The sequence below is a fragment of the Brevibacterium marinum genome (assembly GCF_011927955.1).
Lineage (GTDB): Bacteria > Actinomycetota > Actinomycetes > Actinomycetales > Brevibacteriaceae > Brevibacterium > Brevibacterium marinum.
Genome location: NZ_JAATJN010000001.1, coordinates 1987064 through 2012605, shown reverse-complemented (window position 1 = coordinate 2012605; position 25542 = coordinate 1987064). Strand labels below are relative to the sequence as shown.

The 25542-nt window shown below is 64.9% G+C and carries 26 protein-coding genes and 1 tRNA gene; 16 read left to right on the top strand and 11 right to left on the bottom strand.

The window, feature by feature from the left end:
- The first annotated feature begins 1 nt into the window (after window position 1).
- The 3 genes from BKA07_RS08840 (at window position 2) to BKA07_RS08830 (ending at window position 2525) form a co-directional block, all read left to right on the top strand.
- Window positions 2-1744, top strand: a complete 1743-nt coding sequence (locus BKA07_RS08840) for an acetyl/propionyl/methylcrotonyl-CoA carboxylase subunit alpha (RefSeq protein WP_167950581.1) — start codon at window positions 2-4, stop codon at window positions 1742-1744.
- Between the two features lie 117 nt (window positions 1745-1861).
- On the top strand, window positions 1862-2335 hold the full coding sequence (gene bcp / locus BKA07_RS08835) for a thioredoxin-dependent thiol peroxidase (RefSeq protein ID WP_167950580.1): 474 nt from the start codon (window positions 1862-1864) through the stop codon (window positions 2333-2335).
- A 108-nt stretch (window positions 2336-2443) separates the two neighbouring features.
- A tRNA-Leu gene (locus BKA07_RS08830) sits at window positions 2444-2525 on the top strand.
- A gap of 78 nt (window positions 2526-2603) precedes the next feature.
- Here BKA07_RS08830 and BKA07_RS08825 read toward each other — a convergent pair.
- On the bottom strand, window positions 2604-2795 hold the full coding sequence (locus BKA07_RS08825) for a hypothetical protein (protein WP_167950579.1): 192 nt from the start codon (window positions 2793-2795) through the stop codon (window positions 2604-2606).
- Between the two features lie 45 nt (window positions 2796-2840).
- On the opposite strand from BKA07_RS08825, the gene BKA07_RS08820 reads away from it, so the two are divergent.
- From BKA07_RS08820 to BKA07_RS08805, 4 genes are all read left to right on the top strand, one after another.
- Entirely contained in the window at window positions 2841-3296 is a 456-nt protein-coding gene (locus BKA07_RS08820) for a MarR family winged helix-turn-helix transcriptional regulator (protein ID WP_167950578.1), read from the top strand.
- A complete protein-coding gene (locus BKA07_RS08815; RefSeq protein WP_342449019.1) occupies window positions 3286-4569 on the top strand; it encodes an ATP-binding cassette domain-containing protein in 1284 nt (427 codons plus the stop codon). The genes BKA07_RS08820 and BKA07_RS08815 overlap by 11 nt, the downstream gene beginning before the upstream one ends.
- The gene (locus BKA07_RS08810) at window positions 4566-5378 is read left to right on the top strand and encodes an ABC transporter permease (RefSeq protein WP_167950577.1); all 813 of its coding nucleotides are present in this window, start codon (window positions 4566-4568) and stop codon (window positions 5376-5378) included. The genes BKA07_RS08815 and BKA07_RS08810 overlap by 4 nt, the downstream gene beginning before the upstream one ends.
- 219 nt (window positions 5379-5597) lie before the next feature.
- Complete coding sequence (locus BKA07_RS08805; protein WP_167950576.1) at window positions 5598-6062, top strand: GNAT family N-acetyltransferase; 465 nt, start codon at window positions 5598-5600, stop codon at window positions 6060-6062.
- A gap of 53 nt (window positions 6063-6115) precedes the next feature.
- Here BKA07_RS08805 and BKA07_RS08800 read toward each other — a convergent pair whose 3' ends face one another.
- Window positions 6116-6754, bottom strand: coding sequence for a MerR family transcriptional regulator (locus tag BKA07_RS08800; RefSeq protein ID WP_245161896.1), 639 nt, complete (start codon window positions 6752-6754; stop codon window positions 6116-6118).
- Between the two features lie 86 nt (window positions 6755-6840).
- Here BKA07_RS08800 and BKA07_RS08795 point away from each other — a divergent pair, with 86 nt between their 5' ends.
- Window positions 6841-7281, top strand: coding sequence for an anthrone oxygenase family protein (locus BKA07_RS08795; protein ID WP_167950575.1), 441 nt, complete (start codon window positions 6841-6843; stop codon window positions 7279-7281).
- Between the two features lie 29 nt (window positions 7282-7310).
- Here BKA07_RS08795 and BKA07_RS08790 read toward each other — a convergent pair whose 3' ends face one another.
- Window positions 7311-7937, bottom strand: coding sequence for a TetR/AcrR family transcriptional regulator C-terminal domain-containing protein (locus BKA07_RS08790; RefSeq protein ID WP_167950574.1), 627 nt, complete (start codon window positions 7935-7937; stop codon window positions 7311-7313).
- Between the two features lie 129 nt (window positions 7938-8066).
- On the opposite strand from BKA07_RS08790, the gene BKA07_RS08785 reads away from it, so the two are divergent.
- A complete protein-coding gene (locus BKA07_RS08785; RefSeq protein ID WP_167950573.1) occupies window positions 8067-9731 on the top strand; it encodes an amidohydrolase in 1665 nt (554 codons plus the stop codon).
- Window positions 9732-9745: 14 nt separating this feature from the next.
- Window positions 9746-11125 (top strand): APC family permease, encoded by a 1380-nt coding sequence (locus tag BKA07_RS08780; protein ID WP_167950572.1) that lies wholly within the window; start codon window positions 9746-9748, stop codon window positions 11123-11125.
- 231 nt (window positions 11126-11356) lie between these two features.
- Here BKA07_RS08780 and BKA07_RS08775 read toward each other — a convergent pair whose 3' ends face one another.
- Together BKA07_RS08775 and BKA07_RS08770 are read right to left on the bottom strand one after the other, a co-directional pair.
- On the bottom strand, window positions 11357-12187 hold the full coding sequence (locus BKA07_RS08775; protein ID WP_167950571.1) for a hypothetical protein: 831 nt from the start codon (window positions 12185-12187) through the stop codon (window positions 11357-11359).
- Between the two features lie 185 nt (window positions 12188-12372).
- Window positions 12373-13155 carry an alpha/beta fold hydrolase gene (locus BKA07_RS08770; protein WP_167950570.1) on the bottom strand — a complete coding sequence of 261 codons (783 nt, stop codon included), beginning with the start codon at window positions 13153-13155 and terminating at the stop codon, window positions 12373-12375.
- A 174-nt stretch (window positions 13156-13329) separates the two neighbouring features.
- Between BKA07_RS08770 and BKA07_RS08765 the strand changes: the two genes are divergently transcribed.
- The 3 genes from BKA07_RS08765 to BKA07_RS08755 all read left to right on the top strand — a co-directional run bounded on the left by BKA07_RS08765 (window position 13330) and on the right by BKA07_RS08755 (window position 17192).
- Window positions 13330-13677: a PadR family transcriptional regulator gene (locus BKA07_RS08765; protein ID WP_167950569.1), complete on the top strand. Its 348-nt coding sequence runs from the start codon at window positions 13330-13332 to the stop codon at window positions 13675-13677.
- Window positions 13674-14642 carry an HAAS signaling domain-containing protein gene (locus BKA07_RS08760; RefSeq protein WP_167950568.1) on the top strand — a complete coding sequence of 323 codons (969 nt, stop codon included), beginning with the start codon at window positions 13674-13676 and terminating at the stop codon, window positions 14640-14642. Before BKA07_RS08765 ends, BKA07_RS08760 begins: the two co-directional genes overlap by 4 nt.
- 63 nt (window positions 14643-14705) lie before the next feature.
- Window positions 14706-17192, top strand: a complete 2487-nt coding sequence (locus tag BKA07_RS08755; protein WP_167950567.1) for an excinuclease ABC subunit UvrA — start codon at window positions 14706-14708, stop codon at window positions 17190-17192.
- A gap of 92 nt (window positions 17193-17284) precedes the next feature.
- On the opposite strand, the gene BKA07_RS08750 is transcribed toward BKA07_RS08755, so the two are convergent.
- Window positions 17285-17518, bottom strand: coding sequence for a hypothetical protein (locus BKA07_RS08750; RefSeq protein ID WP_167950566.1), 234 nt, complete (start codon window positions 17516-17518; stop codon window positions 17285-17287).
- Complete coding sequence (locus BKA07_RS08745) at window positions 17515-17934, bottom strand: DUF808 domain-containing protein (protein ID WP_167950565.1); 420 nt, start codon at window positions 17932-17934, stop codon at window positions 17515-17517. The genes BKA07_RS08750 and BKA07_RS08745 overlap by 4 nt, the downstream gene beginning before the upstream one ends.
- 153 nt (window positions 17935-18087) lie before the next feature.
- On the opposite strand from BKA07_RS08745, the gene BKA07_RS08740 reads away from it, so the two are divergent.
- Window positions 18088-19248: a sensor histidine kinase gene (locus tag BKA07_RS08740; RefSeq protein WP_167950564.1), complete on the top strand. Its 1161-nt coding sequence runs from the start codon at window positions 18088-18090 to the stop codon at window positions 19246-19248.
- Window positions 19245-19928: a response regulator gene (locus BKA07_RS08735; RefSeq protein ID WP_167950563.1), complete on the top strand. Its 684-nt coding sequence runs from the start codon at window positions 19245-19247 to the stop codon at window positions 19926-19928. The genes BKA07_RS08740 and BKA07_RS08735 overlap by 4 nt, the downstream gene beginning before the upstream one ends.
- 41 nt (window positions 19929-19969) lie before the next feature.
- Here BKA07_RS08735 and BKA07_RS08730 read toward each other — a convergent pair whose 3' ends face one another.
- A complete protein-coding gene (locus tag BKA07_RS08730) occupies window positions 19970-21262 on the bottom strand; it encodes a class I SAM-dependent methyltransferase (protein ID WP_167950562.1) in 1293 nt (430 codons plus the stop codon).
- A 102-nt stretch (window positions 21263-21364) separates the two neighbouring features.
- On the opposite strand from BKA07_RS08730, the gene BKA07_RS08725 reads away from it, so the two are divergent.
- Window positions 21365-21769, top strand: a complete 405-nt coding sequence (locus tag BKA07_RS08725) for a universal stress protein (RefSeq protein ID WP_167950561.1) — start codon at window positions 21365-21367, stop codon at window positions 21767-21769.
- A 2-nt stretch (window positions 21770-21771) separates the two neighbouring features.
- Here BKA07_RS08725 and BKA07_RS08720 read toward each other — a convergent pair whose 3' ends face one another.
- The 3 genes from BKA07_RS08720 to sucC form a co-directional block, all read right to left on the bottom strand.
- Window positions 21772-22959, bottom strand: a complete 1188-nt coding sequence (locus BKA07_RS08720) for a beta-eliminating lyase-related protein (protein ID WP_167950560.1) — start codon at window positions 22957-22959, stop codon at window positions 21772-21774.
- Window positions 22960-23286: 327 nt separating this feature from the next.
- Entirely contained in the window at window positions 23287-24183 is an 897-nt protein-coding gene (gene sucD, locus BKA07_RS08715) for a succinate--CoA ligase subunit alpha (RefSeq protein ID WP_167950559.1), read from the bottom strand.
- Between the two features lie 18 nt (window positions 24184-24201).
- Window positions 24202-25371, bottom strand: a complete 1170-nt coding sequence (gene sucC / locus BKA07_RS08710) for an ADP-forming succinate--CoA ligase subunit beta (protein ID WP_167950558.1) — start codon at window positions 25369-25371, stop codon at window positions 24202-24204.
- Between the last annotated feature and the right edge of the window lie 171 nt (window positions 25372-25542).

Genomic DNA, 25542 nt, shown 5'->3' with positions numbered 1-25542 from the left:
CATGTCGAGAATCCTCATCGCCAATCGCGGCGAAATCGCTGTCCGCATCATCCGCGCCTGCTCCCATTACGGGCACACGTCTGTAGCCGTCTACGCCGATCAGGACATCGAGGCCATGCACACTCAGCTCGCCGACGAAGCATTCGCGCTGCCCGGCACGACTGCGGCCGAGACCTATCTCAGTATCGATGCGATCATCTCAGCGGCCAAGGACTCCGGTGCCGATGCCGTCCACCCCGGCTACGGATTCCTGTCCGAGAACGCCGACTTCGCCAAAGCCGTCGAGGACGCGGGACTCAACTGGATCGGACCCACGGCAGACACCATCACGGCGCTCGGTGACAAGGTCACCGCCCGCCAACTGGCGCAGAAGGTCGGTGCTCCCTTGGCACCGGGCATCGACCGGCCGCTGGAGGACGCGAACGAGGTCGAGGCCTTCGCCGCAGAGCACGGGCTGCCGATCATCATCAAGGCCGCCCACGGCGGCGGCGGTCGCGGCATGAAGATCGTCCACGACCTCGACGAGGTCTCCGGCGCCTTCGAGTCCGCGATCCGTGAGGCCGAGGAAGCATTCGGTCGGTCCGAGTGCTTCGTCGAGAAGTACCTCGAGCGTCCGCGCCACGTGGAGGTCCAGATCGTCGGCGACGGTCAGGGCCGGGTCGTGGCCGTCGGCGACCGGGACTGCTCGGCCCAGCGCCGCAATCAGAAACTCGTCGAGGAGGCTCCCGCCCCGGGGTTGTCCGCCGAGCAGCGCGAACGTCTCCACCGTTCGGCCGAGGCCATCTGCGCCGAGGTGGACTACCGGGGCGCGGGAACCGTCGAGTTCCTGCTCGCCGCCGACTCCACGATGACGTTCCTCGAGGTCAACACCCGACTGCAGGTCGAGCACCCTGTCACCGAGGCGGTGTCCGGGGTCGATCTCGTCGCCGAGCAGTTCCGCATCGCCTTCGGCCAGGGACTGTCACTGGATTCGACCCCGGAGCCGAACGGGCATGCCATCGAGCTGCGCATCAACGCCGAAGATCCCGGCCGCGGCTTCCTGCCGACACCCGGCCGCATCGACACCCTCAATGCCCCGGGCGGGCCCGGCGTGCGCTGGGATGCCGGAGTCCGCGCCGGTGACACCGTGCAGCCGGCCTTCGACTCGCTCTTCGCGAAGCTCATCGTCCACGGACCGGATCGTGCCGCGGCGATCGCCCGAACCGTGACGGCGGCGAAGGAACTGGTGGTCGAAGGCCCGGCCACCGTGCTGCCCTGCTCCCTCGACATCCTGACCGACCCGGCGTTCACCGCCGAGAAGCTGGGCATCCACACACAGTGGATCGAGTCGGAGCTGCTGCCCCGTATGGAGGCTCAGGACCGGCCGGCCCCGGTTGGCGATGCCGACATGCAGCGGATGACGATCGAGATCGACGGACGGCTGACGACCCTCGGCCTGCCGAGTTCTCTGTTCGCGACGCTTGGGTCCGCTGGGGCCGGTGGGTACGCGTCGGGAGACAACGTTTCCGGATCGTCTGGGACTGACGGCAATGCATCCGGTGCGGTCACGGCTCCCGTGCCCGGCAACCTCGTCGACTATCTGGTCGAAGACGGCGCCGAGGTGGCCGAGGGTGACGACATCGCCGTACTCTCGGCGATGAAGATGGAGACCCGGGTGCAGGCTTCCACCTCCGGGACGCTGACCCGGGTCGCCAAGGTCGGCGACACCCTGTCCGTCGGTGAGGTCGTGGCTCGCGTGGGATGAGGCGGACTGCTGGTCCGGGTCTGGAGCCGGCCGATCTCGACCGCGAACTCGAACTGTCACCGGCTCGGGCTAGAGTGGTCGGTGACGAAAAGCATCAGCCTGAGCAGAGGAGACACAATGCCCCGTATGTCAGTCGGCGACACCGCCCCGGATTTCACCTTGGTCGATCAGGACAACAAGTCCGTGAGCCTCAGCGACTTCAGGGGTCAGCGGGTCGTCGTCTACTTCTACCCGGCCGCGATGACCCCGGGCTGCACGACCGAAGCCTGCGACTTCCGTGACTCGCTCTCGGCGCTCTCTGCCGCCGGACTCGTCGTTCTCGGCATCTCCCCCGACAAGCCGGAGAAGCTGAAGAAGTTCATCGAGAAGGAGGGCCTGAACTTCGAGCTGCTCTCCGACGAGGACAAGACCATGATGGAAGAATGGGGTGCCTTCGGAGAGAAGAAGAACTACGGCAAGGTCGTCCAGGGAGTCATCCGTTCGACCGTCGTCGTCGATGCTGAAGGCAAAGTCGAACTCGCCCAGTACAACGTCAAGGCCACCGGTCATGTTGCCCGCGTCCGGAAGGCGCTGGGCATCGACGCCGCCTGATCGACTGTGGTGCGAGCATCGGTGGCTCGATCCCCCAGTCCGTCAGTGCAGGGTGCTCAGAGCGTTTTCAGCAACGCTGGCTGATCCTGCTACTGTTGAGAGCGCCCTGCGCGAGTGGCGGAATTGGTAGACGCGCTGGATTTAGGTTCCAGTGTCTGCGGACGTGGGGGTTCAAGTCCCCCCTCGCGTACGAATAAAAATGGCCTCTGACCTGGGTTTTTGATAACCAGGTTGGGGGTCATTCTCGTGCCATGTGCTGAGATATGTGCTAAACGTTCCCGAAATGCTGTGCGAAGCGGTTCATAACATCGGGTGAGCGCAGTTCCCCATCGTCGATCACGGCATCGAGGATCGCCCCGAACAGGACGTGCACCTTATGACCGCTGTCGGCAGACAGCACCTTGCCGAGGAACATTTCGTTCTTCGCGTCTGAGCCGAGGGTGGCGGCCCGGCGTGACACGAAGTATTATTGTTACCAAGGTAAATGATGTAGTAGGGTAACGATATGGAATCTTCGCTGCTCAACAAGCTCCTTGCGATCACCAGTTTGTTCCAGCAGGACATGGCTCGTGCCTTTGAAGGCACACCACTTACAGAGTCGAGGGTGGCCGTCCTGTGGACGCTCTCGACGAGCGGGCCGTCCACGCAACAGGTGCTCTCGAGCGCTCTTTCGGTTACACCCAAGAACATCTCCGGTCTCGTGGACGTCCTGGAAAAGCACGGCTACGCCCGCCGGGTTCCCCACCCATCTGACCGTCGGGCAGTACTGGTTGAGCTCACAGATGCGGGCGAAGCGATGATGACCCGGATGCAGGAGGAACACGCCTCACTTGAAGCGGAATTGCTTGATGCCATTCCTCCCGAACGTCGAGCCGAGTTCGAGAACGGCATCGACGCGATCATTGCGCGGCTCACTGAATTGATGAGCGCAGCACAGTCGGATAGTGGGAGTGGCACATGAACGCCGCAACTCAGACGAAGCAGAACGTATTCGAGTTCGAGACGGCCTCGACATGGCAATCACCGATCACACCAATATCGAAATCACCCTCGAACGCCCGACAGCGATCACTCTCCCTTGTTTATCGCCCACAGGCGGCCAGCAGATCGTTGATCGCATCTACCTCTGGACAGACGACCCCAAGGACTTCCTCACCGCGATGCGGGAACACATCGGCTCAGGCGCAGAGAGCGACACCAACAAGAAAGCGCAAGCGCACGCCGCGCACGACGAAGAACGGAGAAAGCGCATGGCTGAGTACAGCAACGGCCCAGCAATCGATGTCAATGGCCTCGTCAAGAGATTCGGCGACGCTACCGCGCTCGACGGAATCGACCTCACCGTAGAGTCCGGATCAGTACTCGGACTACTCGGCCCGAACGGTTCAGGCAAAACCACGACCGTGCATATCCTCGCGACCCTGACGAGAGCCGATCAAGGAACCGCCCGTGTCTGTGGGTATGACGTTGTCCGCGAAGCCCATCAGGTACGGCAACTCATTGGGCTCACCGGCCAGTACGCCTCAGTAGACAAAGACCTCAGCGGTTATCAGAACCTCGTCATGATCGGCCGACTGCTTGGCATGCCCAGAAGCCAGGCAAAGAGCCGCGCGTCTGGCCTTCTCGAAGAGGCAGGCCTTACTGACGCGGCGACCAAACCGGCAAAGACCTATTCAGGCGGCATGCGTCGCCGACTCGACCTCGCCGCGAGCATCATGGGCGAAGCCGCTGTGGTTTTTCTTGACGAGCCGACCACTGGCCTTGATCCTGCTCGTAGGGGCGAGACCTGGGCGATGGTCCGCAGACTTGCCGCGCAAGGCTCCACAGTTCTGCTCACCACCCAATACCTCGAAGAAGCCGATCACCTCGCCAGCGAGATTGTCCTCATCGACTCCGGCACAGTCGCCGCACGCGGCACCCCCGACAGCCTCAAACGACGCGTAGGCAGCCAAACCCTCGACGTACGCCTGAGCGACCCTGTCCAGCTCAAAGAGGCGGCAACACGTGTCGAGAGCATCATTCGCACCGCTCTCGTTGTGGACGCTCAGACCGGCAGGCTCAGCGCAGCTGTCGCTGATGGCGAGGTTATGCCCGCCATCGTGCGAAGCCTCGATGAGGCATCGATTGAGGTCAACGAGCTTTCTTTGCGCCTCCCGAGCCTCGATGACGTGTTTCTCACTCTCACCGGACATCGCGCCACCACAGAGAACGACAACAAGAAGGAGGCGGCATGACCACCGCGACACTCCCTGCCAGCCATGTGCCGTTGCGGAAGCACGTGGGGCTTGGAAAAACAATCGCCCAATCAATGACCCTCTCCTGGCGCGGGATGGTCAAGATTCGTCGGAACCCAGCGGGCTTGGCCGATGTCATCATCGGCCCTGCGATCTTCCTTGTACTCTTCGGGTACGTCTTCGGCGGTGCGATCTCGGGTGACACCGGCGAATATCTGCAGTACGTGTTCCCGGGCATCCTAGGCATGATGACGCTCTTCGCGACGATGGGTGTCGGCGTCTCGCTCAGCACCGACCTCTCCCAGGGCATCTTCGATCGGTTCCGCAGTCTGCCCATCGCGCGCGTATCTCCGCTCATCGGAGCAATCGGCAGTGACATTGTACGTCAGCTTGTCTCCCTGACGGCGCTGGTCGGCTTCGGACTCCTGCTTGGCGTACGATTCGAAACCAGCATCTGGTCAATACTCGCAGCTTGCGCTCTCGCGCTTGGATTTGCTTTCGCTGTGTCATGGGCATTGATCCTGCTCGCCCTCGCAGTCAAAGACCCGATGGCCGTGCAAGGTCTTGGAGCGGTACTCATCATCCCGATCACCTTCGCCAGCAACATCTTCGTCCCGGTGGAGACAATGCCCGGATGGATGCAGACTTTCGCCTCATGGAACCCAGTGGGGCATCTCGTGGATGCAGTGCGTGGATTGATGATGGGCGGTCCCGTTGGAGAGCCGTTGATGTTCACTCTGGTGTGGATGGGAGTCTTCGTGATCCTCTTCGCTCCGCTTTCTCTCGTCGTCTACAACCGGCGACCGTAATTCATCGACTTTTCCGCGTGACGGCTCACTGATTCTCTCCGGTGAGTTCGAGCAGAAGCCGGTCACCGCTGGTGACGAGCAACTATCGAGCCTGCGTTCCATGTGCTCACAGATCGACAGCGTTATATTAGACACAGGCACCTGACCGTGGATTGGGTTCCACCGGGCGGGGGCCTGTGGCACAGCTGAATGCTCTCCGGCCAGAAGGGTCCCACGAATATGTCTGCTGCTTCGAGTCTCTCCATCCGGCCCGTCGAGGTCTCTGACGAATCTCGCTGGCGCGAGCTCTTCCGCGGCTACCGCGACTTTTACCACCTTCAGGAGTCGGAGGAGATCGTCTCACGTGTGTGGGAATGGCTGAACGATCCCGAACATGAGTGCTCCGGACTCGTCGCCGAGGCGGAGGACGGCATCGTCGCAATCGCCGACTATCGTCACTTCTCACGTCCATCGACCGGCAGCGTCGGCATCTGGCTCGACGACCTGTTCACCGACCCTGCGGTTCGCGGGCGTGGCGCCGGCCGCGCACTGATCGCACGCCTGCAGGAGATCGCCGCAGCAGATGGGTGCTCAGTGGTCCGCTGGATCACCGCCGCTGACAATGAACGGGCCCAGGCTCTCTACGACAACATGGCGAGGAAGACGAACTGGGTCACCTACGATGCCGAACCTGCACAGGCTTGAGCTTGGAGAATTGAACGCCGGTAGCCTCAACGCCATACCAGAACTGTTCTCGGTCAGCTTTCTCCCGAATCTCTGACGTTCTGGGCGAAATGCTGCTGGGCGAGGAGAACCAGCGCCTCGAGCAGCGGGCGCCGCAGCACACTGCCCAGAACGACTCCGCGGATTCTCTGCTCCAAGCTTTCGGCATCCTCGATGGCCTCGAGGTCGGCCCGTCCCACCATCTCTGCCGCCTCGGCGTAGCCATCGAGGTGATCGAGCACCGTCGTCAGCTCCTCGGCGTGCAGCTGCGTGACCGCGCCTGCGGCCGCTTGGTAAGCCGGTGACGAGCGAGCACACCGCCACCCGCGTTGGCTGATCACACGGTCGAGGATCTCGCTTGTTCCCGCCCCCTCGTCGGTGATCGTCCCAGTGAGGACATCTTGGGTGACGGCCATGGCATCGATGACCGTGGATTCGCCGCTGACAGCGTCCACGACCTCCCGGACCTTCGACAGCGGCAGTCCGGCCACTGACGTCAACGCACGAATGAGACGAAGCCTGTCGAGGTGACGATGGTCGTACTCGGCCTGATTCACGCTCGTGCGGCGGCCTGGCTGCAGCAGTCCCTGCCTCATGTAGTACTTGATCGTCGGCACGCTCACGCCCGAGCGACGAGCCAGTTCGGCCATTCGCATCACAGTTGCCTCCGTCATGCCACTCCCCTCTTGCGCTCTGCCCGACAATAACAGATACTATCACTATCCATTATAGATACCTTAACTATCCATGAGGAGACGCCGTGGACATCATCGAAATTGCCACCGTCATCATCACCGGTGCCGTCGGCAGCGCCGAATTCGGTTCAGCCACAATGGTCCATCCAGTCATCCGCAAGTTGAGCGTCGAGGAGCAGCTCGTCTTCGAAAAGGGGCTGCTCACCACCTTCGGCCGGGTCATGCCCATCGGGATGACTGCAGCCGCAGTCCTGGGAATCATCGTTGCGATCGCCAACCCTTCGGGATGGCTCATCGCAGCCGCGATCAGCCTCGGTGTCGCCCTCGCGGTAACGATCATCGGCAATGTGCCGATCAATCTCCGGACCGGCCGCATTCCGGAGGCGTCCGCCCCGGAAGGCTTCATCGCGATGCGCCGGCGCTGGGATGCCTTCCAGATCGTCCGCGCCACGCTTCAGCTGGTCGGATTCGTTCTGGTCACGATCGGCATCATCGGCGGTTCGTGAGGGGCACAACCCCACGAGCGCCAGATCGTTCACAGGTCGCTCAGCTCCTGCCGCAGCCCAGCGATGAGGGCGCGCAGTCCCAATTCGAACGCGGCCACAGCTGACGAGGACTCGGCGAATCGCGGGTCGAGAGCCGCTCGGATCTCGGAGAACCGCTCATCCGCAGAGTCCCGGGTGATGAGGTCGTCAGGGGCGATGATGTCGAGGGCGGAGCCGAGGACATGGGCCTCAACCGTGCGCATGACACCCACGGTCCTCGACTCCGGCCAGCCGCCTCGGCGCAGGCCCGCGACCACTGCGTCGTACATCTGATAGGTCGAGAGGTCGCCGATCGCTGTCGTCGCGAGCAGACGGATGAGGTTCGGATGGGCGGCGAACGCGCGCAGGTACGACCGGGCCCAGGACTCGAGGGCCACGTTCCAGACCACCTCGCCTGCGGATGAGGGCGCCGAGGCGAACGAACGGACGTCGATGTCGGCGACGATGCGGGCGCGCATGAGTTCGATGAGCTCGGCACGTCCGGACACGTGGTTGTACAGGGAGGACACCTGTCGGTCGACGCGGGCTGCGAGCGTACGCATGGACAGCGCCTCGGATCCTTCTTCGTCGACGAGGGCGAGCGCGGCATCGGCGAGCCGTTCCCGGTTGAGTCTCATGCCGACCCCGCTTTCTGCTTTCCCTGGTTCCACTCGGAGTGTATCGTGTTCTCAGTCACAAATACGAACACTGTTCGTGCTCGGTGGCACGTCAGAGATTACACGCAGCGAAGCGGGGGACGGACCGAATTGGCTTTGACGCATTTCCACAACGGCGCCATCTGGCTCGGGGCTTCGAATGAGCCCGCCGACTCGCTGCTGGTCCGCGAAGGCGTGATCGTCGCAGTCGGCGCCGCCGACGTGGACCGGCTTCTGGGCTCGTCCTCATCCGAACACTCGCCCGCGAGCTCAAAAGAGTGCCCGATCGACAGCATCGACCTCGAAGGCGGCTTCCTCATGCCCTCCTTCGGCGATGGTCACGCCCACCCGATCTTCGGCGGACTCGAGGCCGAAGGACCGCAGGTGCGCTCCTGTGTCAGCGTCGCCGAGATCGTGGCCGAGGTCCAGCGCTTCGCTGAGGCCAACCCGGACATCGAGTGGGTCACCGGCGCCTCCTACGACGGCAGCCTCGTCGAGGGCGGGCTCTTCGATGCACGCTGGCTCGACGAAGCCGTGTCGGATCGTCCGGTCGTCCTGCGTGCCTGGGATTATCACACGGTGTGGTGCAATTCCCGGGCCCTCGAACTCGCCGGGATCACTGCGGGGACACCCCAGCCGGAGCTGGGTGAGATCCCCCGCCGAGGTGACGGTTCGCCCTTGGGGACACTGCGGGAATGGGGAGCGGTCGATCTCGTCGACGCCGTGCGCCCGCCGCTGGACGAAGCCATGCGACTGCGCGCCTTGGAACGCGCGGCGGACTATTATCTCGAGCGCGGGGTGACCTGGGTCCAGGACGCGTGGGTCGAACCGGCCGATGTCGAGACCTACATTGCGGCCTCGACCCAGGGACGGCTCAGACTTCGGTTCAATCTCGCCCTCTACGCCGACCCGCGCCGCTTCACCGAGCAGCTGCCGTCCATGGTCGAGGCCAGAAGGCGCGTGGAGGAACTCGCCGATCCGCTGCTGAGCGCGAAGACCGTGAAGTTCTTCGCCGACGGTGTCGTCGAGAACGAAACCGGGTCGCTGCTCGAACCGTACTGCTCGTCCCTGCACAACCACGGGCTGCGGGTCTGGGAAGGCGAGACCCTCGCCGAGGCGGTCCGAGCCGTTGACGCCGCAGGCTTCCAGGTCCACATCCATGCCATCGGCGATGCCGCCGTCCGGCAGGCCCTCGACGCCGTCGAATCGGCCATCACGACAAACGGGCCCCGCGATCGGCGACCGGTGATCGCCCATGCGCAGCTCGTCGCTTCCGAGGACCTTGCTCGCTTCGCCGAGCTCGGGATCATCGCGAACATGCAGCCTCTGTGGGCACAGCTCGATGACCTCATGACCGTGCTCACGGTCCCCCGCCTCGGCGAGGATCGGGCGCGGGAGCAGTACCGGATGCGCAGCATCCTCGACGATGGCGGACGACTGGCCTTCGGGTCGGACTGGCCGTGCACCTCGGGCACGCCCGTCGAAGGTCTGGCGATCGGCACGAGCCGACAGAACGATGAGGGTGAACCGGCCGACGGGTGGACACCGGAGGAGATCGTCGACATCGACCGCGCCCTCGACGCGTATTCGACTGCGGTGGCACACCAGGCCTTTGCCGATGACTCATCCGCGGTCTGGGGCGAGATCCGCCCCGGGGCGAGTGCCGACCTCATCAGATTCGACCGCGACCCTCGGGAACTGACACCGCGGGAACTCGCGGTGACAGCTGTTCGCACCACCTACCTCGGCGGCACTGCCGTGCATTCATCGATCTGAGCGAAAGGACGGTCATGTCCCACTCACACGAGACCACAGCACCTGAGGGCGGCCAGAAGCCTCACGGTGGCGGCGAAGGACAGCTGCGCCGGGCCCTCGGGGTCCCGTCTCTGGTGTTCTTCGGCCTCGTCTACATGGTGCCGCTCACGGTCTTCACGACCTACGGCATCGTCACCCAGGTCAGCGGCGGCCGGGTGCCGCTGGCCTACGTCATCACCCTTCTCGCGATGGTCTTCACCGCCAGGTCGTACGCAAAGATGGCCCACGAGCTGCCCTTCGCCGGATCCGCCTATACCTACACGCAGAAGAGCTTCGGCGCCGGCATCGGCTTCGTCGCCGGTTGGGCGCTGCTGCTGGACTACCTGTTCCTGCCGATGATCAACTACCTCGTCATCGGCATCTACCTGTCCGCCGCGTTCCCGATGATCCCGGCCTGGGTGTTCGTGCTCACGGCGATCGCTCTCGTCACCTTCCTCAACGTCATCGGCATCGTCTCCGTGGCACGGGCCAATATCGTCATCATCGCCGCCCAGGCGATCTTCATCATCACCTTCGCCTGCTTGGGAATCGCGTCGATGTCCGGCACCGGGACGGTTGATCTTGCGGCACCGTTCACCGGGGACGGGAGTGCACCCGGCTTCGGCAACGTCATGGCGGGTGCGGCGATCCTGTGCCTGTCGTTCCTCGGTTTCGACGCGGTCTCGACCCTGTCCGAGGAGGCCAAGGACGCCAAGCGCACCGTACCTCGCGCGATCGTCATCGCCACCATCACGGGCGGACTCATCTACATCGTGCTCTCGTTCCTCGCTCAACTCGTCTATCCCTCGAACGACTTCGGCGACGTCGACTCGGGCGCCCTCGATGTCATGGCTGCCGCGGGCGGTGAGTTCCTCACGATCTTCTTCACCGCCGCGTATGTCGCCGGCGCCTGCGGTTCGGCGCTGACCTCTCAGGCCTCGGTCTCGCGCATCCTCTTCGCGATGGGCCGCGACGGTGTTCTGCCGACGCGCTTCTTCGGACGCCTCTCACCGCGATTCCACACGCCGATTCTGGCGACACTCTCGGTCGGGGTGGTGTCGCTGCTCGCCATCGCCGTCGACCTCGGCTTCATCTCCGAGATGGTCAGCTTCGGCGCTCTCATCGCGTTCTCGGCGGTCAACCTCTCCGTCATCAAGCACTTCATCATCGATGGGAAGCGACGCGGGGCGCGCGCTGTGCTGAGCTTCATCGTGCTGCCCGGCATCGGCTTCTGCCTCACGCTGTGGCTGTGGACGAGCCTGTCACCGCGAACGCTGCTCATCGGTGCGATCTGGTTGGTCCTCGGCATCGGATACCTCGCTGTCGTCACCCGCGGGTTCCGTCGGCCGACCCCGATGCTCGACCTGGCGGAGTGAGGTCACCGAAACACGGCTTCACCTGCGTGCGCAGCCGAGGTCTTCACCATCCACGACGGCCTGATCGGCGAAAGCGTGCTCATCTTCGGCCGACTGTCCTACGGCCCTTCCAAGCAGGAATGGCACCGACTTCGACGCTCCTGAGGACTCATCGCTCCCCCGAATCTTCCAAGACGACAATCCCCGTGCGTGTGGTTTGGGCAGCACGATCGACGCCCATCACGCCTCCGATCAGCACGGCGTTCCTGCTGGAGATTTCCGCGTCGCCTGACCAAGCCCGACGATCAGGGCCGTGAGGCCGACGAACACCGCCCATCCCACTATCAGGATGAGCAGGGCCAGCGGCGCCTGGGCGACCGGCATGTCCAGCAGCGGAAGTGTCAGAAGCATGAGCGTCACCACGACCAACGCGAGGAGACCACCGGTGAGGCGATTGTTCCATTTCGACTCGCTCCACCGTATGAGCGGATAGATGAAGTTGATGCACAGCAGTGACAGCGTCCACGACAGAAAGAATGCGATGGTCACCATGAGCGCGCTCGTACCCCACGCGAAATACAGCTTCGTGGGTGCGAGTGGCCCGAGGAGGATCGGCCACAGGAGAGTCGACAGCGCCATGAGCCCAGCCACGAGCATCGACCCGAGGAGAAACAGTGGCAGCAGGCCCCGGTGCCGGTATCCGAAGTCGACGCGACGCGGGGAGGCCGGGAGCAGAGGAAAGAGCAGAGCGACGAACGCGATCGCGAGTGTCCCATATATTCCGGTGCCTTCGGCGTCGAGCGGACGACTGGGTCGGCCGGCGCCGATCACTTGCTCGGCCCAGCCCCACATCATGAGCATGGTGACCGCGACGGCGACCATGCCGCCGATGAGTATCCGGCAGATATCAGCCCCCAGCGTGCGCGGCGGCTTCGAGGAAGTCAGCCGGCGTGACAGGGGCTGCTTGCCCTTCCGACCCCTGCGACTCCGCCGGTGCCGACTGTCCGCAGTGAGCGCCCGCGGCGGCTGCGCCGCTGCTCGCGGCGAAGGCGGCATCGGCGGTCCGTGTCTCTGGGAGTGCATGATCTCAGTCTGCCAGTCCTCGCATCTCGGCTGTGGCCACCGTTGTTGCGGTCCTGGAACCTCCGCCCCGATCGGCTTCGAGTCCTACCGGCCAGCCCGGGAGGCTGTCTTGCCATCGGCATCAGCAAGACAGAATGCCGATGGCCTCGTCTCCCCTTTACGGGTGAAGCGGATCCGAGCACGCGTCAGTCGGTACCGGACAGGATGAGCTCCACCGCTTCGTGCGGCGCATCCCATTGCGGGAAGTGCCCGCACTTGGGGAACCAATGCAGCGTTGCGTCGGGGAACGCCGCGGCAGCCCGACGGGCCTGCCGCGCAACGGTGACGAGGTCTCGACGCCCCCAGCCGACGGTGACTCGACCGGGAACCGTCCCGGGAGCAGCTCCCTGCTGTTTGGGTCCCTTCGTGAGCGCATCCATCGCCTCATCCGTCGCTGCGGCATCGGCCAATCCGAGCAGGTCGGGCAGCACGGTCTGCTGCGTCAGCGCCCACGGGCGAGCCGACAGCTGCGCGAGCAGCGCCGTCCGACTCACGGGATTGCCCAAAAGCGCCGGCAGGGCACCGCGCAAGGCACGGACAAGGGTGATCGAGGGCCGGAGCGTATAGCTGAAGACCGCCAGTTCACGCTCGTTCCAGAAGCCACCGGGGTCCAGCGATACGGTGTCACCGCCGATCCCGCGTCTGGCGAGTTCAAGCACGATCCGTCCACCCAGCGACTGCCCGGCAGTGGCAACGCCGTCCAGACCCTGTTCGCCGATGAATTGTGTGACCGAATCGGCCAGCGTGGCGATCGACACCTCGCCGGGCAACGGTGCCGTCTGGCCGAATCCGGGCAGGTCAACCGCAATGACCTCCCGGTGCGCGGCCAGCGCGTCGATGATCGGATCCCAGGAGCGCAGACCCGCGCCGAGGCCGTGCACCAACAGCAGGGGGCTTCCAACCCCTCTCCGGACATGATGAAGAGTCATCACATCACTGTACGGCGAGGACGAACGCTGCGAAAAGACCCGTTCTCATCTCCTTTGACGGACAGAGACTCCACGCCAGTCCATGGTCGCCGCGAGTCGCTGACGATCTGCCTCTGACGCCACACTATGTATCGCCTATTGCAATAGTGTGTGTCACACACTATTGTGTCAGTTATGAACGAGGATGAGGAACAGGCACTGACAACACACGAACAGGAGCTGCGACGAGGCACGGTCGTCTTCGCCAGCCTCGTCGCCTGTCGCCGTCCGCAGTACGGGTACTCGCTGCTGACCACCCTCACCGAGGCGGGCATAGCGACAGAGGCGAACACTCTCTACCCTCTGCTGCGAAGACTCGAGAAGCAGGGACTGCTCACGGCCGAATGGAACACGGAGCAGGCGCGACCTCGCAAGTACTACACGGTCACCACCAGCGGCGCCGAAGTCGCCGCGGCACTCCACTCCCGATGGCTGGAACTCGATTCCAGCATCACGAAACTCTGGAAGGAAGGCACACCATGAGTGCGCTCACCGACATCTACGTCGACAACGTGATCGGCCATCTGCCCGAGAAGTCGCGCGAGGACATCGCCGCAGAGATCAGGGCGACGATCAATGACATGGTGGAGGACCGCCTCGGTGAGTTCGACCATCCTGCCGAAGAACAGAGCGCGGCCGCTGAACGGGAGGTGCTCGAAGAGCTCGGCGATCCGCTCCTGCTCTCGCGGGAATACACGAACTCACCACAGCACCTCATCGGCCCCTCGTCCTACCCGCTATACATCTGGTCGCTGCGGTGGGTGCTTCCGACCATCGCCGTGCTGTCCGTGCTCACCAACGTCATCGTGCACATCGCGACGACGCCGCAGGTCCGCCTCGGCGCGCTGCTGGGGCAGACCATCGGCAGCACCGTCACAGCACTGCTGATCGCATTCGCCGTCATCACGATCCTCATCGGGCTCGGCGATCGAGGTCTCGACGGGGGCACCACACAGCAGCTGCCCGGACCACGGTCGAAGACTTGGAGCGTCGATGACCTTCGTCGCAGGGACACCAAGGGCGCACAGGTCCGCGCCGAGGCGATCCTGAACCTGATCTTCATCGTCCTTCTGGCGCTGATCCCGCTCATCCCGACCTCGCTGGTCTACGTCGGACATCTCAACAACGGCGAGACATTCATCAATCCCGACCTGGGAACGGGATGGCTGCTCGGCTACTGGGGATTCCTCGCACTGATGGCGGTCATCGAGGTCATCAAGCTGGTCCGCTCCTCGGCGGCCGCCGGGCTGCTCATCGCCGGCATGGTCCTCGATGTCGCCATGGCCGTCTTCCTCACCTTTGCACTGCTGACACAGCCGGTGCTGCACCCGGACCTGACGAGCGCCTCGAGCGCCGAGGTGCAGCAGGTCATCACCGTCATCGCGATCTGGGCGATCGTCGTCTGGGACCAGATCAGCACGTGGCGGGCTCACCGAGCGAACCGCTGACCGCGTACTCTGGTCCGGGTGCGGCCTCACCGCTGCACCCGGACGAGAGGAAGAGGCCACACCATGAGCGAACAGATCGGCGTCGTCGGCGCCCGGGAGCACAATCTGTCCGGCTTCTCCGTCTCTCTGCCGCATCGGCAGCTCATCGCGATCTGCGGTGTCTCCGGCTCCGGCAAATCGTCTCTGGCCTTCGACACCGTCTACGCCGAGGCGCAGCGGCGCTACCTCGAATCGGTCTCACCGTTCACCAGGCACCTCCTCGGCGCGGTCTCCACTCCCCAGGTCGACCGGATCACGGGACTTCCGGCCGCAATCGCGGTCAAACAGCTCGTGACCACGCCGCCGGAGAATTCGAGCGTGGGCACCCTGTCACAGGTCTCTGACCTGCTGCGGGTGCTGTTCTCCCGCTTCGGCGACTATCCGGCGAACCAGGGACGCCTGCTCGCCTCGGCGTTCTCGCCCAACACCGTCGAAGGCGCCTGCCCGACATGTGCCGCGAAAGGCAGCATCCACGACATCGACCTCGAGGCCGCAGTGCCCGACGGGTCCCTGACCATCCGCGAGGGAGCCATCGCCGCCTGGCCGGGCGGATGGCTGGGAAGGAACTTCAAGCACCTCGTCGAGGCCATGGACATCGACGTCGACCTCCCCTGGTCCCGGCTGCCCGCCGATACTCGCTCATGGCTGCTGACCACAGAGGACACCCCTTCGGTCACCGTCAGGCCGGCCGACGTGCTCGACCATGTCGCTCGCGAATACACGGGAAAGTTCCGCAGCGCCCGCCGGTATCTGCTCGACACGATGGTCACAACAGGCAGTGCCTCGGTCCGGGAACGCACCGAGTCGTTCCTCAGCAACGACCTCTGCCCCGACTGCGATGGAAGCCGCATCAACCCTGCGGCACTGTCGGTCACGATCGGCGGATCGAATATCGCCGAGGTGGCCACCCGCAGTCTCAGGGAACTGGCCGAGACGATCAGCACCGCCATCGCCTCAGACCTCGCGCACGGTCCCAGCGAATCGAAGCGATTCTCCGCGGCCACCGATGAGGCCGCCCAGGTCCTCCTCGACGAACTCGACAAACGCACGGCGGTGATCGAGCGTCTCGGCGTCGGATATCTTCCGCCCCACCGATCGGCGGCCACGCTTTCGCCCGGTGAACTGCAGCGACTGCGCCTGGCCGCCCATCTGCACAGTGGGTTGCACGGCATGGTCTACGTCTTCGACGAACTGTCGACGGGGCTGCACCCGAAGGACACCGATCATCTCTTCACCCACATCGAGGCCCTGCGCGATGCGGGCAACACCGTCATCCTCGTCGAACACGATATGGAGCTGGTGCGCCGCTGCGATTGGGTTGTCGAACTCGGTCCGGACGGGGGCGCCCGGGGTGGACAGCTGATGTTCTCCGGACCGGTCGCCGAGGCGCTCGAGGGGCAGAGCTCGACCGCCGTTCGTCTGCGCAACGAGGCACCCAGTCAACCGTGGCGGGCCGGGGAGGACTTCAAGACTTGGGCACGGTGCGCAGGGATGTCGGCGAACAACCTCGACGATCTCGCTCTGGCCTTTCCGGTCGGCGGTCTCACGACGCTGACCGGAGTCTCCGGGGCGGGCAAGAGCTCGGCCCTGCGTTCGGTGGCGGCGCTGGCCCGGGGCGCGGGCGCCTCGCCCTTCGACGGGGTCGAGGAGCCGCAGGCTGCGGCCGGTGACGCTGAGCGAGGAGAACTGGCAGGGGCGAGCGCCACGGGCCTTGGAGCCTTCACTCGGGTGGTCAGTTTCGATCAGTCGACCATCGGACGCTCATCGCGTTCGGTCATCGGCACCTATCTGGGCATCTTCGACAAGATCCGCGGCCTCTTCGCGAAGACCGAGCTGGCCGGCAGTCGCGGATTCACCGCCTCGCAGTTCTCCTTCAATACGGTTCGCGGTCGGTGTCCGCGCTGTGAGGGTTTGGGCGTCATCACGATCGACCTCGTGCATCTGCCGGCGGCCAGCGGCACCTGCCCGGAGTGCGAGGGACGCCGATTCACCGCCGAGACCCTGGAGGTCACGGTCGACGGACTGACCATTGCGGATGTGCTCGATCTGTCGATCGACGCGGCCGCGTCGATCTTCGCCGAACGCCTGGGATTGGGTGCGCATTTCGAGGTTCTGCAGAGGGTCGGTCTGGGCGGTCTGCTGCTCGGGCAGTCCTCGGCGACGCTGTCCGGCGGCGAGGCGCAGCGCCTGCGTCTGGCCGCGGTGATGCGGGCCAGGAAGCGGCGGGAGCGTTCACTGTTCGTTCTCGACGAGCCGGCCAACGGCCTTCACCCCAGCGATGCCCGGGTCCTCGGCAGGCTCTTCCGCCAGATCGTCGACGAAGGCGATACGATCCTCATCGCCGATCACAACATGGAGTTGGCTGCCGGCTCCGACTGGCTGATCGACATTGGGCCCGGTCCGGGTCCGGACGGTGGTCGGATCGTCGCCGAAGGGCGACCGCGCGAGGTTGCCGCGGCCGGTGTCGGGGCCACGGCCGAGGTCCTGTCGGCGCGATTCGGCCGCCCCTGACTGCCGGTCGAGGGGCTGACTGTGCGGCCCCTGAGTGTCGGGTGCGACCGCCGACTGCCGGGCGAGGCCGAGGGTGCGGGGTGCGGCAGCCGTCAGCGATCGCCGGTGGAACTCCGGTAGGCGAGGACTCCGGCCGTGCCCGCGCCGGCCAGAGCACCCACGGGCAGACTCAGCGGTGCGATGACCATCACGGCCTCGGGCCAGATGCCCGCCACCAGGTCGTTGAGGACGATCATGGCCAGCACTCCCCCGATGCAGCCCAGCACCGCTGAGCCCACGATGCGCGCCCACGTCCGGCCGCCTCGGCGGGATCGGTCCTCTGTCATGGCCGCACACGACCCGTCGTCCACGTTCCCCAGCGGATTCGGCGCACGATGAGCCCAAGGCCTCCGGCGATCGCGCCCCAGACACCACTGGTCGCCAGCATCGGCGCAATCGCCAAGGGCTGCGCCAGTGGTCCTTCGAGGTGGCCCAGCAGGATCGGGGACAGCAGGCCGCTGAGGATGATCGCGCCGATCGCGTACACGAGTCCGGCGACGATTCCGCCGAGCACCGGGTTCGCCGCTCGTGCAAGTCCCAGTCCCAGGGCCCACAGTCCGGTCACGAGCACGGTCATTCCCAATGCGATGACGGCGGTGGGCAGCTGGGTGCCCTCAAGCGTGATTCGAGCCGCCGGTCGGACGAGTCCGAGGAGTCCGAGGACGACGAGCAGCGGCCAATTGAGTTCTCGAAGTGAGTTCATGCCATCCAGATTAGGAATGGGCGGCACCTGAGCACATCGCGTCGAAAGCGGCCGATCCGTCGACTTCTGCGCCGGTCTCGGTACGTCGAGAAGCGATATCGCGGTGCACGGTGGGCGGTGCCCATCGGCGCCGGGGTTGCCTATGCTGGTGGGATGGGAGTGCGGAGAACCGAAGTCGTCCTCGCGGGCGCGGTGGCGGCGTCGCTGGCGATGATCATCGTCCTGGCTCAGACCGACACCGAGGCACCGCTGCGGCCGCTGTCCTATCTCTTCGCCTTCGGCTTCGGTGCCGTGCTCCTTCTGCGCCGCGGGCTGCCGAAGACCGTGGTCGTCCTCAGCGTGCTCGGCACCTTCGCCTACTACAGCCTCGAGCTCACCCCGATCGGGGTCGCTCTTCCCGTGGTGGCCGCGCTCTATTCCGCCGCCGAGGTGGGTCTGACCCGCTTCTCCGTCGGTGCAGGAGCCGTGGTCTTCGTTGTGTCCACGGCCTTTCGGATCCGCGACGACTCCCTGCCGCTGGGGCGTCTGCTGGGCGCGGAGTCGATCTCGACGCTCGCCCTCATCGCCGCCGCGATCACCCTCGGCTATGCCATGGCGACCCATCGCCGGTTCGCCTCCCAACAGGAACAGCTGCTCCGGCTCCAGGACGAACGTCTGAGAGAGGAGGCCGACCAGCGCGTGCAGAACGAACGGCTCCAGCTCTCCCGCGATCTCCACGACACCCTCGGCCACAAGCTCTCCGTCATATCGCTGCATTCGAATGTGGGACTCGAGGCCCTCGACCGCAGGGGGCCCGGCACAGCTCCGGACTCGGGAGACAGCGCCGTCGCCGAGGCGCTCGAACGTGTCCACGACGAAGCCGTCGGGTCGCTGTCGGACCTGAGATCCATGGTCCGGGTGCTGCGGACCGGTGACGAGTCGACCCGCACCAGCCTCGGCGTCGACGGGATCGAGACTCTGCTCGACCGTGCCCGCGAGGCAGGGATGTCCGTCGAGTCGAACATCTCACTCGCCCCGGGGACTCTGCCCTCACCGGTGGAATCGGTCGTCTTCCGTGTCGTGCAGGAAGGCATCACGAATGTGCTCCGGCATTCCTCTGCCGCCGCGCTGAGTGTCACCGTGGGACTCGACGACGAGGAGGTCGTGGTCTCCGTCGTCGACGACGGTCTCGGGGCCGCGGCTCTTGAAGGCGGGCACGGTCTGCTGGGCATGAGCGAACGAGTCAGGCTCCTCGGCGGGGATCTGAGCACGCAGGCCAGGCCCGGCGAGGGTTTCGAACTTCGCGCGACACTGCCGAGGAGGCTGCCGGAATGATCACGGTCGCACTCGTCGACGATCAGGAACTCGTCCGAACGGGGCTGCGTCAGCTTGCGGTCAGCGATGGGGATATCGAGGTCGTCGCGGAAGCCGCAGACGGTCGTGCCGGCCTCAGCCATGTGCGTGAACGGCACCCCGATGTCGTGCTCATGGACATTCGCATGCCGGTCATGGATGGGATCACGGCGACCGAGCACATCGTCTCCGACCCGAACCTCGACAGCACGAGAGTCGTCATGCTCACGACCTTCGACGATGACGAGGACATCGTGGCCGCGATCGCCGCCGGTGCCAGCGGCTATCTGCTCAAGGACATTCGGCCGGTGGACCTGCGTGCGGCCGTCCGCACGGTCGCCGGCGGTGATGCGCTGCTGTCACCGGGCGTGACCAACACCGTACTGCGCAGACTCAGTGACCAGAACCGAGCGACCCCGCGGCCCGAGATCCTCGACGACCTCACCGTGCGCGAACGTGAAGTGCTCACGCACATCGGCCGCGGGGAATCGAACCGGGAGGTGGGCGCGAGTCTGTTCCTCAGCCCGGAGACCTCGCGCACATACGCCAGTCGCCTGCTCGGCAAGCTCGGGGCACGCGATCGATCACAGCTGGTCGTCCTCGCCTACGAATCGGGCCTGGTCACGCCCGGAGAAGCAGCCCCGATCGCGGTCTCCGACTGACTGCGGCCGTCTCGCGCTGACGGGGACGTCAATGACGGCCGTCAGCTGCGACTGCGGCTGCGGACGACCGTGAACTTGCTGGTCCGGGCCGCCTGCTCGCTGGGACCGATGAGGCGCTCCAAGGAATCGCGGTAGCGCAGATGTGAGTTGAAGACGGTGACGACCTGCCCTCCGGGCGCCAGGAGCAGCGATGCGGTGCGCATGAGCCCGGCGGCAGTGTCGGTTTCGATGGCCGTGCCCTGGTGGAAGGGCGGATTGAGCAGGATCAGGTCGTAGCCCCCGACGACCAGTCCAGAACCGGGCTCGGTCACAGCCTGGGCGTCCGTGGCATCGACGAGGGCGGTCTCGACCTCGAGTCCGTTCGCCTCCGCAGTCTCCTTCGCCGAGGCGACCGCCGCCTTGGACACGTCCGCACCGGTGCCCTTCGCCGCCGCTGTCACCCGCATCGCGGCGGACAGCAGCCACCCGTTCCCACAGCCGAGATCGAGCACGGAAGCATGGCTGCCGGATCCCGCCGCCGCGGCCACGGCTTCGAGCAGCGCGGCCGAGCCCTCATCGCTCTTCACGCCCGAGAAGCAGGCACCATGAGCCCTGACCGGCAGGGGGCCGGTGGCCGCATGGTCGATGGTGCCGTGCTTGGGAAAGCTCGGCAGACTGGGCGAGGACAGGGGGCGGCTGCCGATGATCATGCGGTGTTTGCCGACCCCCGGTGAGACGTCGACGCGGGCGAAGCCGCGCGCGAGTTCCCTGTTCACGGCCCGGCTCATCGAGTCGCTGCGACCGATGACGATGACGGTGGACACTTGAGTCTGGATTGCGGCCACGGTCTCGGCCAGTGCCTGGGCGGCCTTCGGGGCGTTGACGATCGCCCAGGTCTCGCAGCCGTCGACCGATTCGGCCCGCGGTTCCTCGCCCGATTCGATTCGCGGTTCCCCGGCAGATTCTGCGGCACGCTCTTCGGCTCCGAGGACGGCGAGATCGTCGATGGGGCTGGTCCTATCTGCCACCTCGGCGACGGTGCGGGCCTCGTCGATCCTGTCGTTGTACGTGCGAACGGGAGCGATCTCGTTCAACAGCCGTGACTGCACCCCTTGAGCATCATCGACGACGATGATCTCGTGCGGAAGACCGGCGACCACCTCGGCGGCCACGAACGTGCCATCGGTGGGGCGGCCCGAGACATCGAGCTCTCCGCTGCGTCGACCGAGCACATACTCGGTGAGGATCCTCGCCTGGGGGAACCCAGGAACATCGGCGAGTTCGGGCAACTGTTCCTGCAGGTCCTGACTGCGTTGACGGGCAGGCGAATCCGGAGGCAGCAGGGTGGCAGGCATTCGATCAGTCTAGTCCGACGGACGCAGACTCGCCGAGCATAGCGGCGGGCACATGTGCTACTAATTGAGGGTGCTTCGTCCAGTGTCGAATCAGGAGAGACCATGACAATTCTCGTCGGCTATTCCCCCTCACCCGAAGGCAAGGCTGCCGTCACATTCGGCATCGACCAGGCAAAGGCCTTCGATGACACGGTGATCGTGCTCAACGCAGGCATCGGAGAGACTCCCGACGAACGCGGCGTGGCGACCAACCAGGACATGGACGAGCTCAAAGAGGCGCTGCGCTCCTCCGAGGTCTCCCACGAGATCCTGCAGTTCCTCCGCGGAAACGACCCGGTCGAGGAGCTCCTCGCCCTCGCCGAGGCGACCGAGGACACCCGCATGGTCGTGATCGGTTCGCGACGCCGCTCCCCCGTCGGAAAACTCATCATGGGCTCGACCGCGCAGCGCATCATCCTCGACTCCGACGTGCCCGTCGTCTCCGTCAAGGCCGACAGGACGCAGTAGAGTCAGCTCGTCCCTGCGATGGCTGCGATCAGGGAGTCGACGTCTTCGTCTGTGGTGTCGAAGGCGCACATGAGTCGTACGACGTTCTCGGCCATGGGCCAGTCGGCGAAGGCGAATCGCTGACGCGCCCGCGCTGCGATCTCAGGCGGCATGTGGACGAAGACGACATTGGACTGCACCTCCGCTGCGATCGAGATCTCGGGGGCACGGCCATCGGCAACCGCCTCGGCGAGGCCGTCTGCCAGTCGCCTGGCCATGGCATTGGCATGATCCGCCGAGGTTCGCCACAGATCGCCGTCGTAGAGGGCGCTCAGCTGAGCGGAGAGGAAGCGCATCTTCGATGACAGCTGCAGGTTCATCTTCCGCAGAAACGGCATTCCCAGGCCGATGTCGTCATCGAGGACGACGATCGCCTCGGCGCCGAGGAGCCCGTTCTTCGTTCCGCCCAGGCTGACGATGTCGACGCCTGTCTCGGTGGTCAGCGAGCTGAAGTCGGTGTCGAGGTAGGCTGCGGCATTGCCCAGTCGGGAGCCGTCGACGTGGACGATCATGTCGAGCCCGTGCGCAGTGTCGGCGATCGCTCGGATCTCATCGGCTGTGTAGGTCGTGCCCCATTCGGTCGATTGGGAGATGCTCACGGCCAGGGGTTGGGCGTTGTGTTCGCTGCCGCGGCCGATGACGGAGCGTTCGATGATCTCGGGCGTGAGCTTTCCGTCGGGGGTGGGCGCACCGATGATCTTCAGCCCGCCGACCTTCTCCGGGGCGCCGGTCTCGTCGTAGTTGATGTGCGCGGACTCCGCCGTGATGACCGCGGCCCAGCGCGGCAGGGCAGATTGCAGCGCGAGGACATTGGCACCGGTGCCGTTGAAGACCGGGAACGCCGAGGCGCTCGGACCAAAATGGGCCTTCATCACCTCGCGGAATCGCGCGGTCCAGGGATCTCCCCCATAGCCGGGCGTGTGGCCGACGTTGGCCTCGGAGATGGCGGCGATGACTTCGGGGTGGGCCCCGGCCCAGTTGTCGGAGCCGAAGTTGCGCGGATGGGCCGCCGGGGACGTGTCGATCGGTGGCAGGGTCCGGGCCCGAGGCGTCTCTGCAGTCGGGTCCTGGTCAGTCGGGTCCTGGTCGGCATGTGGGGCCGCGTTGTTCTCGGCAGGTGGGTTCTGGGACAGCGGTGTCTGGTCATTCACACATTCAGATTAACGTCCCACGACTACCCCGCACAGTCGGTCCCAAAACCACCCGTTGCACAGGGGTGATTCGGTGCCGGCGAGTGGGGGTGCGGAACGACTTGGAGGGACTGCGAGTCGGGTGCGAACTGGTGCTTAGGGTGCGTGATGGTTCGGTGGGTGGTGTTACGGTGCGTGGCGCTTCGATACGTGATGCGTCGGGCGTGATGGGTGCCGCTGAACTCGCACACGTTGTCCGGACAGACGACAGCGCGGTCGAAGTGCTGAGGGTCCAGCATGCCTGCTGAACGCGCGCACTTCGACCGCGCTGTTATGTTCGAGTCCGGCTCAGGCGAGGAGTTCGCGCATGAGGTCGGCGGTTTCGGTCGGGGTCTTGCCGACCTTCACTCCCGCAGCCTCGAGGGCTTCCTTCTTCGCTGCAGCGGTTCCCGAGGAGCCGGAGACGATAGCGCCGGCGTGGCCCATGGTCTTGCCCTCGGGAGCGGTGAAGCCCGCGACGTAGCCGACGACCGGCTTCGACACGTTGTCCTTGATGTAGGCGGCGGCACGCTCTTCGGCGTCTCCCCCGATCTCGCCGATCATGACGATGGCCTCGGTCTCGGGATCGTTCTCGAAGGCCTCGAGCGCATCGATGTGCGTGGTGCCGATGACCGGGTCGCCACCGATTCCGATGGCGGTGGAGAAGCCGAGGTCACGCAGTTCGTACATCATCTGGTAGGTCAGCGTGCCGGACTTCGACACCAGTCCGAGCTTGCCCTTCTTGGTGATGTTGGCCGGGATGATGCCGGCCAGCGATGCCTCCGGGGAGATGATGCCGGGGCAGTTGGGTCCGATGATGCGGGTCGCATTGTCTGCGGCCTGCGCACGGGCCCAGACTTCGGCGGCGTCCTGGACCGGGATGCCCTCGGTGATGATGACGAGCAGGCCGATTTTGGCGTCGATGGCTTCGATGGCCGCGGCCTTGGAGAAGGCCGGCGGCACGAAGGCCACAGAGACGTCTGCACCGGTGGCCTCCATCGCCTCGGAGACGGAGCCGAAGACGGGCAGCTCGATCTCGTTGCCGTCTTCGCCGTTGTGCTTGACGGTGGTGCCGGCCTTGCGGGCGTTGACGCCGCCGACGATGTTCGATCCGGCCGCGAGCATGCGTGCGGTGTGCTTGGTTCCCTCGCCGCCGGTGATGCCCTGGACGATGATCTTCGAATCGGAATTCAGGAAGATAGACATATGTGTAAAGACCTTTCCTTACTTGGCAGCAGCCAGTTCGGCGGCCTTGTCGGCTCCACCGTCCATGGTGTCGGTCAGGGTGACGAGCGGATGCGCGGCGTCCCTGAGGATCGTGCGACCCTCCTCGACGTTGTTGCCGTCGAGGCGGACGACGAGCGGCTTGGAGGCCTGGTCGCCGAGGATCTCGAGCGCCTTGACGATGCCGCTGGCAACTGCGTCACAGGCGGTGATTCCGCCGAAGACGTTGACGAAAACGGACTTGACCTGGTCGTCGCCGAGGATGACGTCGAGTCCGTTGGACATGACCTCCGCCGAGGCACCGCCGCCGATGTCGAGGAAGTTGGCCGGCTTGACGCTGCTGTGCTTCTCACCTGCATAGGCGACGACGTCGAGGGTCGACATGACGAGTCCGGCACCGTTTCCGATGATTCCGACTTCACCGTCGAGCTTGACGTAGTTGAGGTCGAGCTTCTTGGCCTTGAGTTCGAGGGGGTTCTCCGCGCTGATGTCGCGCAGTGCCTCGTGGTCTTCGTGACGGAATTCGGCGTTCTCATCGAGAGACACCTTGCCGTCGAGGGCGATGATGTCACCGGCACCGGTCTTGACCAGCGGGTTGACCTCGACGAGTGAGGCGTCTTCCTTCTCGAAGACGGTCCACAGCGAGGTCAGCACAGGAGCCACCTTAGCGGCGGTCTCCTCGTCGAATCCTGCTTCCTTGGCGATCTCTTCGGCCTTAGCGGCATCGATTCCCTCGATAGCCGACACCGGGATCTTGGCGAGCGCTTCGGGGCGTTCCTCCGCGAGCTGCTCGATCTCCACTCCGCCTTCCTTGGAGCACATGGCCAGGTAGGTGCGGTTGGACCGGTCGAGGAGAACCGAGAAGTAGTATTCTTCAGCGATGTCTGCGCCTTCGGCGATCATCACCTTCTCGGTGATGTGGCCCTTGATGTCGAGACCCAGGATATCCCCGGCGCGAGCTTCGGCCTCTTCGGGGCTTTTCGCGACCTTGACGCCGCCGGCCTTGCCACGGCCGCCGATCTTGACCTGAGACTTGACGACGACGGTTCCGCCGCCGAGCTCCTCGGCCGCCTTCTTCGCTTCCTCTGGTGTCGTCGCGACCTGGGCCTTGAGCACGGGCACTCCGTGCTTTTCGAACAGGTCACGTGCTTGATACTCGAAAAGATCCACGTGTATTCCTTCGTTTCTACTGCAGGGTCGTTTGGCCCCGCAGGTGCGTTGACGGATGCAACAACCAAGACCACTTTATTCCCAAGTGACCCCGTCCATCCAAACGTGCAGGCCAAATCAGCCGATGAGTAAGAAATGTCTCGTGAAAAAGTATCTTTGGCGCAAAGATTC

Coding starts and splice junctions, on each gene's coding strand:
- BKA07_RS08840 (WP_167950581.1), top strand. CDS start 2: ATGTCGAGAATCCTCATCGCCAATCGCGGCGAAATCGCTGTCCGCATC.
- bcp (WP_167950580.1), top strand. CDS start 1,862: ATGCCCCGTATGTCAGTCGGCGACACCGCCCCGGATTTCACCTTGGTC.
- BKA07_RS08820 (WP_167950578.1), top strand. CDS start 2,841: ATGGAATCTTCGCTGCTCAACAAGCTCCTTGCGATCACCAGTTTGTTC.
- BKA07_RS08810 (WP_167950577.1), top strand. CDS start 4,566: ATGACCACCGCGACACTCCCTGCCAGCCATGTGCCGTTGCGGAAGCAC.
- BKA07_RS08805 (WP_167950576.1), top strand. CDS start 5,598: ATGTCTGCTGCTTCGAGTCTCTCCATCCGGCCCGTCGAGGTCTCTGAC.
- BKA07_RS08800 (WP_245161896.1), bottom strand. CDS start 6,754: ATGACGGAGGCAACTGTGATGCGAATGGCCGAACTGGCTCGTCGCTCG.
- BKA07_RS08790 (WP_167950574.1), bottom strand. CDS start 7,937: ATGAGACTCAACCGGGAACGGCTCGCCGATGCCGCGCTCGCCCTCGTC.
- BKA07_RS08780 (WP_167950572.1), top strand. CDS start 9,746: ATGTCCCACTCACACGAGACCACAGCACCTGAGGGCGGCCAGAAGCCT.
- BKA07_RS08775 (WP_167950571.1), bottom strand. CDS start 12,187: ATGCACTCCCAGAGACACGGACCGCCGATGCCGCCTTCGCCGCGAGCA.
- BKA07_RS08770 (WP_167950570.1), bottom strand. CDS start 13,155: ATGACTCTTCATCATGTCCGGAGAGGGGTTGGAAGCCCCCTGCTGTTG.
- BKA07_RS08765 (WP_167950569.1), top strand. CDS start 13,330: ATGAACGAGGATGAGGAACAGGCACTGACAACACACGAACAGGAGCTG.
- BKA07_RS08760 (WP_167950568.1), top strand. CDS start 13,674: ATGAGTGCGCTCACCGACATCTACGTCGACAACGTGATCGGCCATCTG.
- BKA07_RS08755 (WP_167950567.1), top strand. CDS start 14,706: ATGAGCGAACAGATCGGCGTCGTCGGCGCCCGGGAGCACAATCTGTCC.
- BKA07_RS08750 (WP_167950566.1), bottom strand. CDS start 17,518: ATGACAGAGGACCGATCCCGCCGAGGCGGCCGGACGTGGGCGCGCATC.
- BKA07_RS08745 (WP_167950565.1), bottom strand. CDS start 17,934: ATGAACTCACTTCGAGAACTCAATTGGCCGCTGCTCGTCGTCCTCGGA.
- BKA07_RS08740 (WP_167950564.1), top strand. CDS start 18,088: ATGGGAGTGCGGAGAACCGAAGTCGTCCTCGCGGGCGCGGTGGCGGCG.
- BKA07_RS08735 (WP_167950563.1), top strand. CDS start 19,245: ATGATCACGGTCGCACTCGTCGACGATCAGGAACTCGTCCGAACGGGG.
- BKA07_RS08730 (WP_167950562.1), bottom strand. CDS start 21,262: ATGCCTGCCACCCTGCTGCCTCCGGATTCGCCTGCCCGTCAACGCAGT.
- BKA07_RS08725 (WP_167950561.1), top strand. CDS start 21,365: ATGACAATTCTCGTCGGCTATTCCCCCTCACCCGAAGGCAAGGCTGCC.
- sucD (WP_167950559.1), bottom strand. CDS start 24,183: ATGTCTATCTTCCTGAATTCCGATTCGAAGATCATCGTCCAGGGCATC.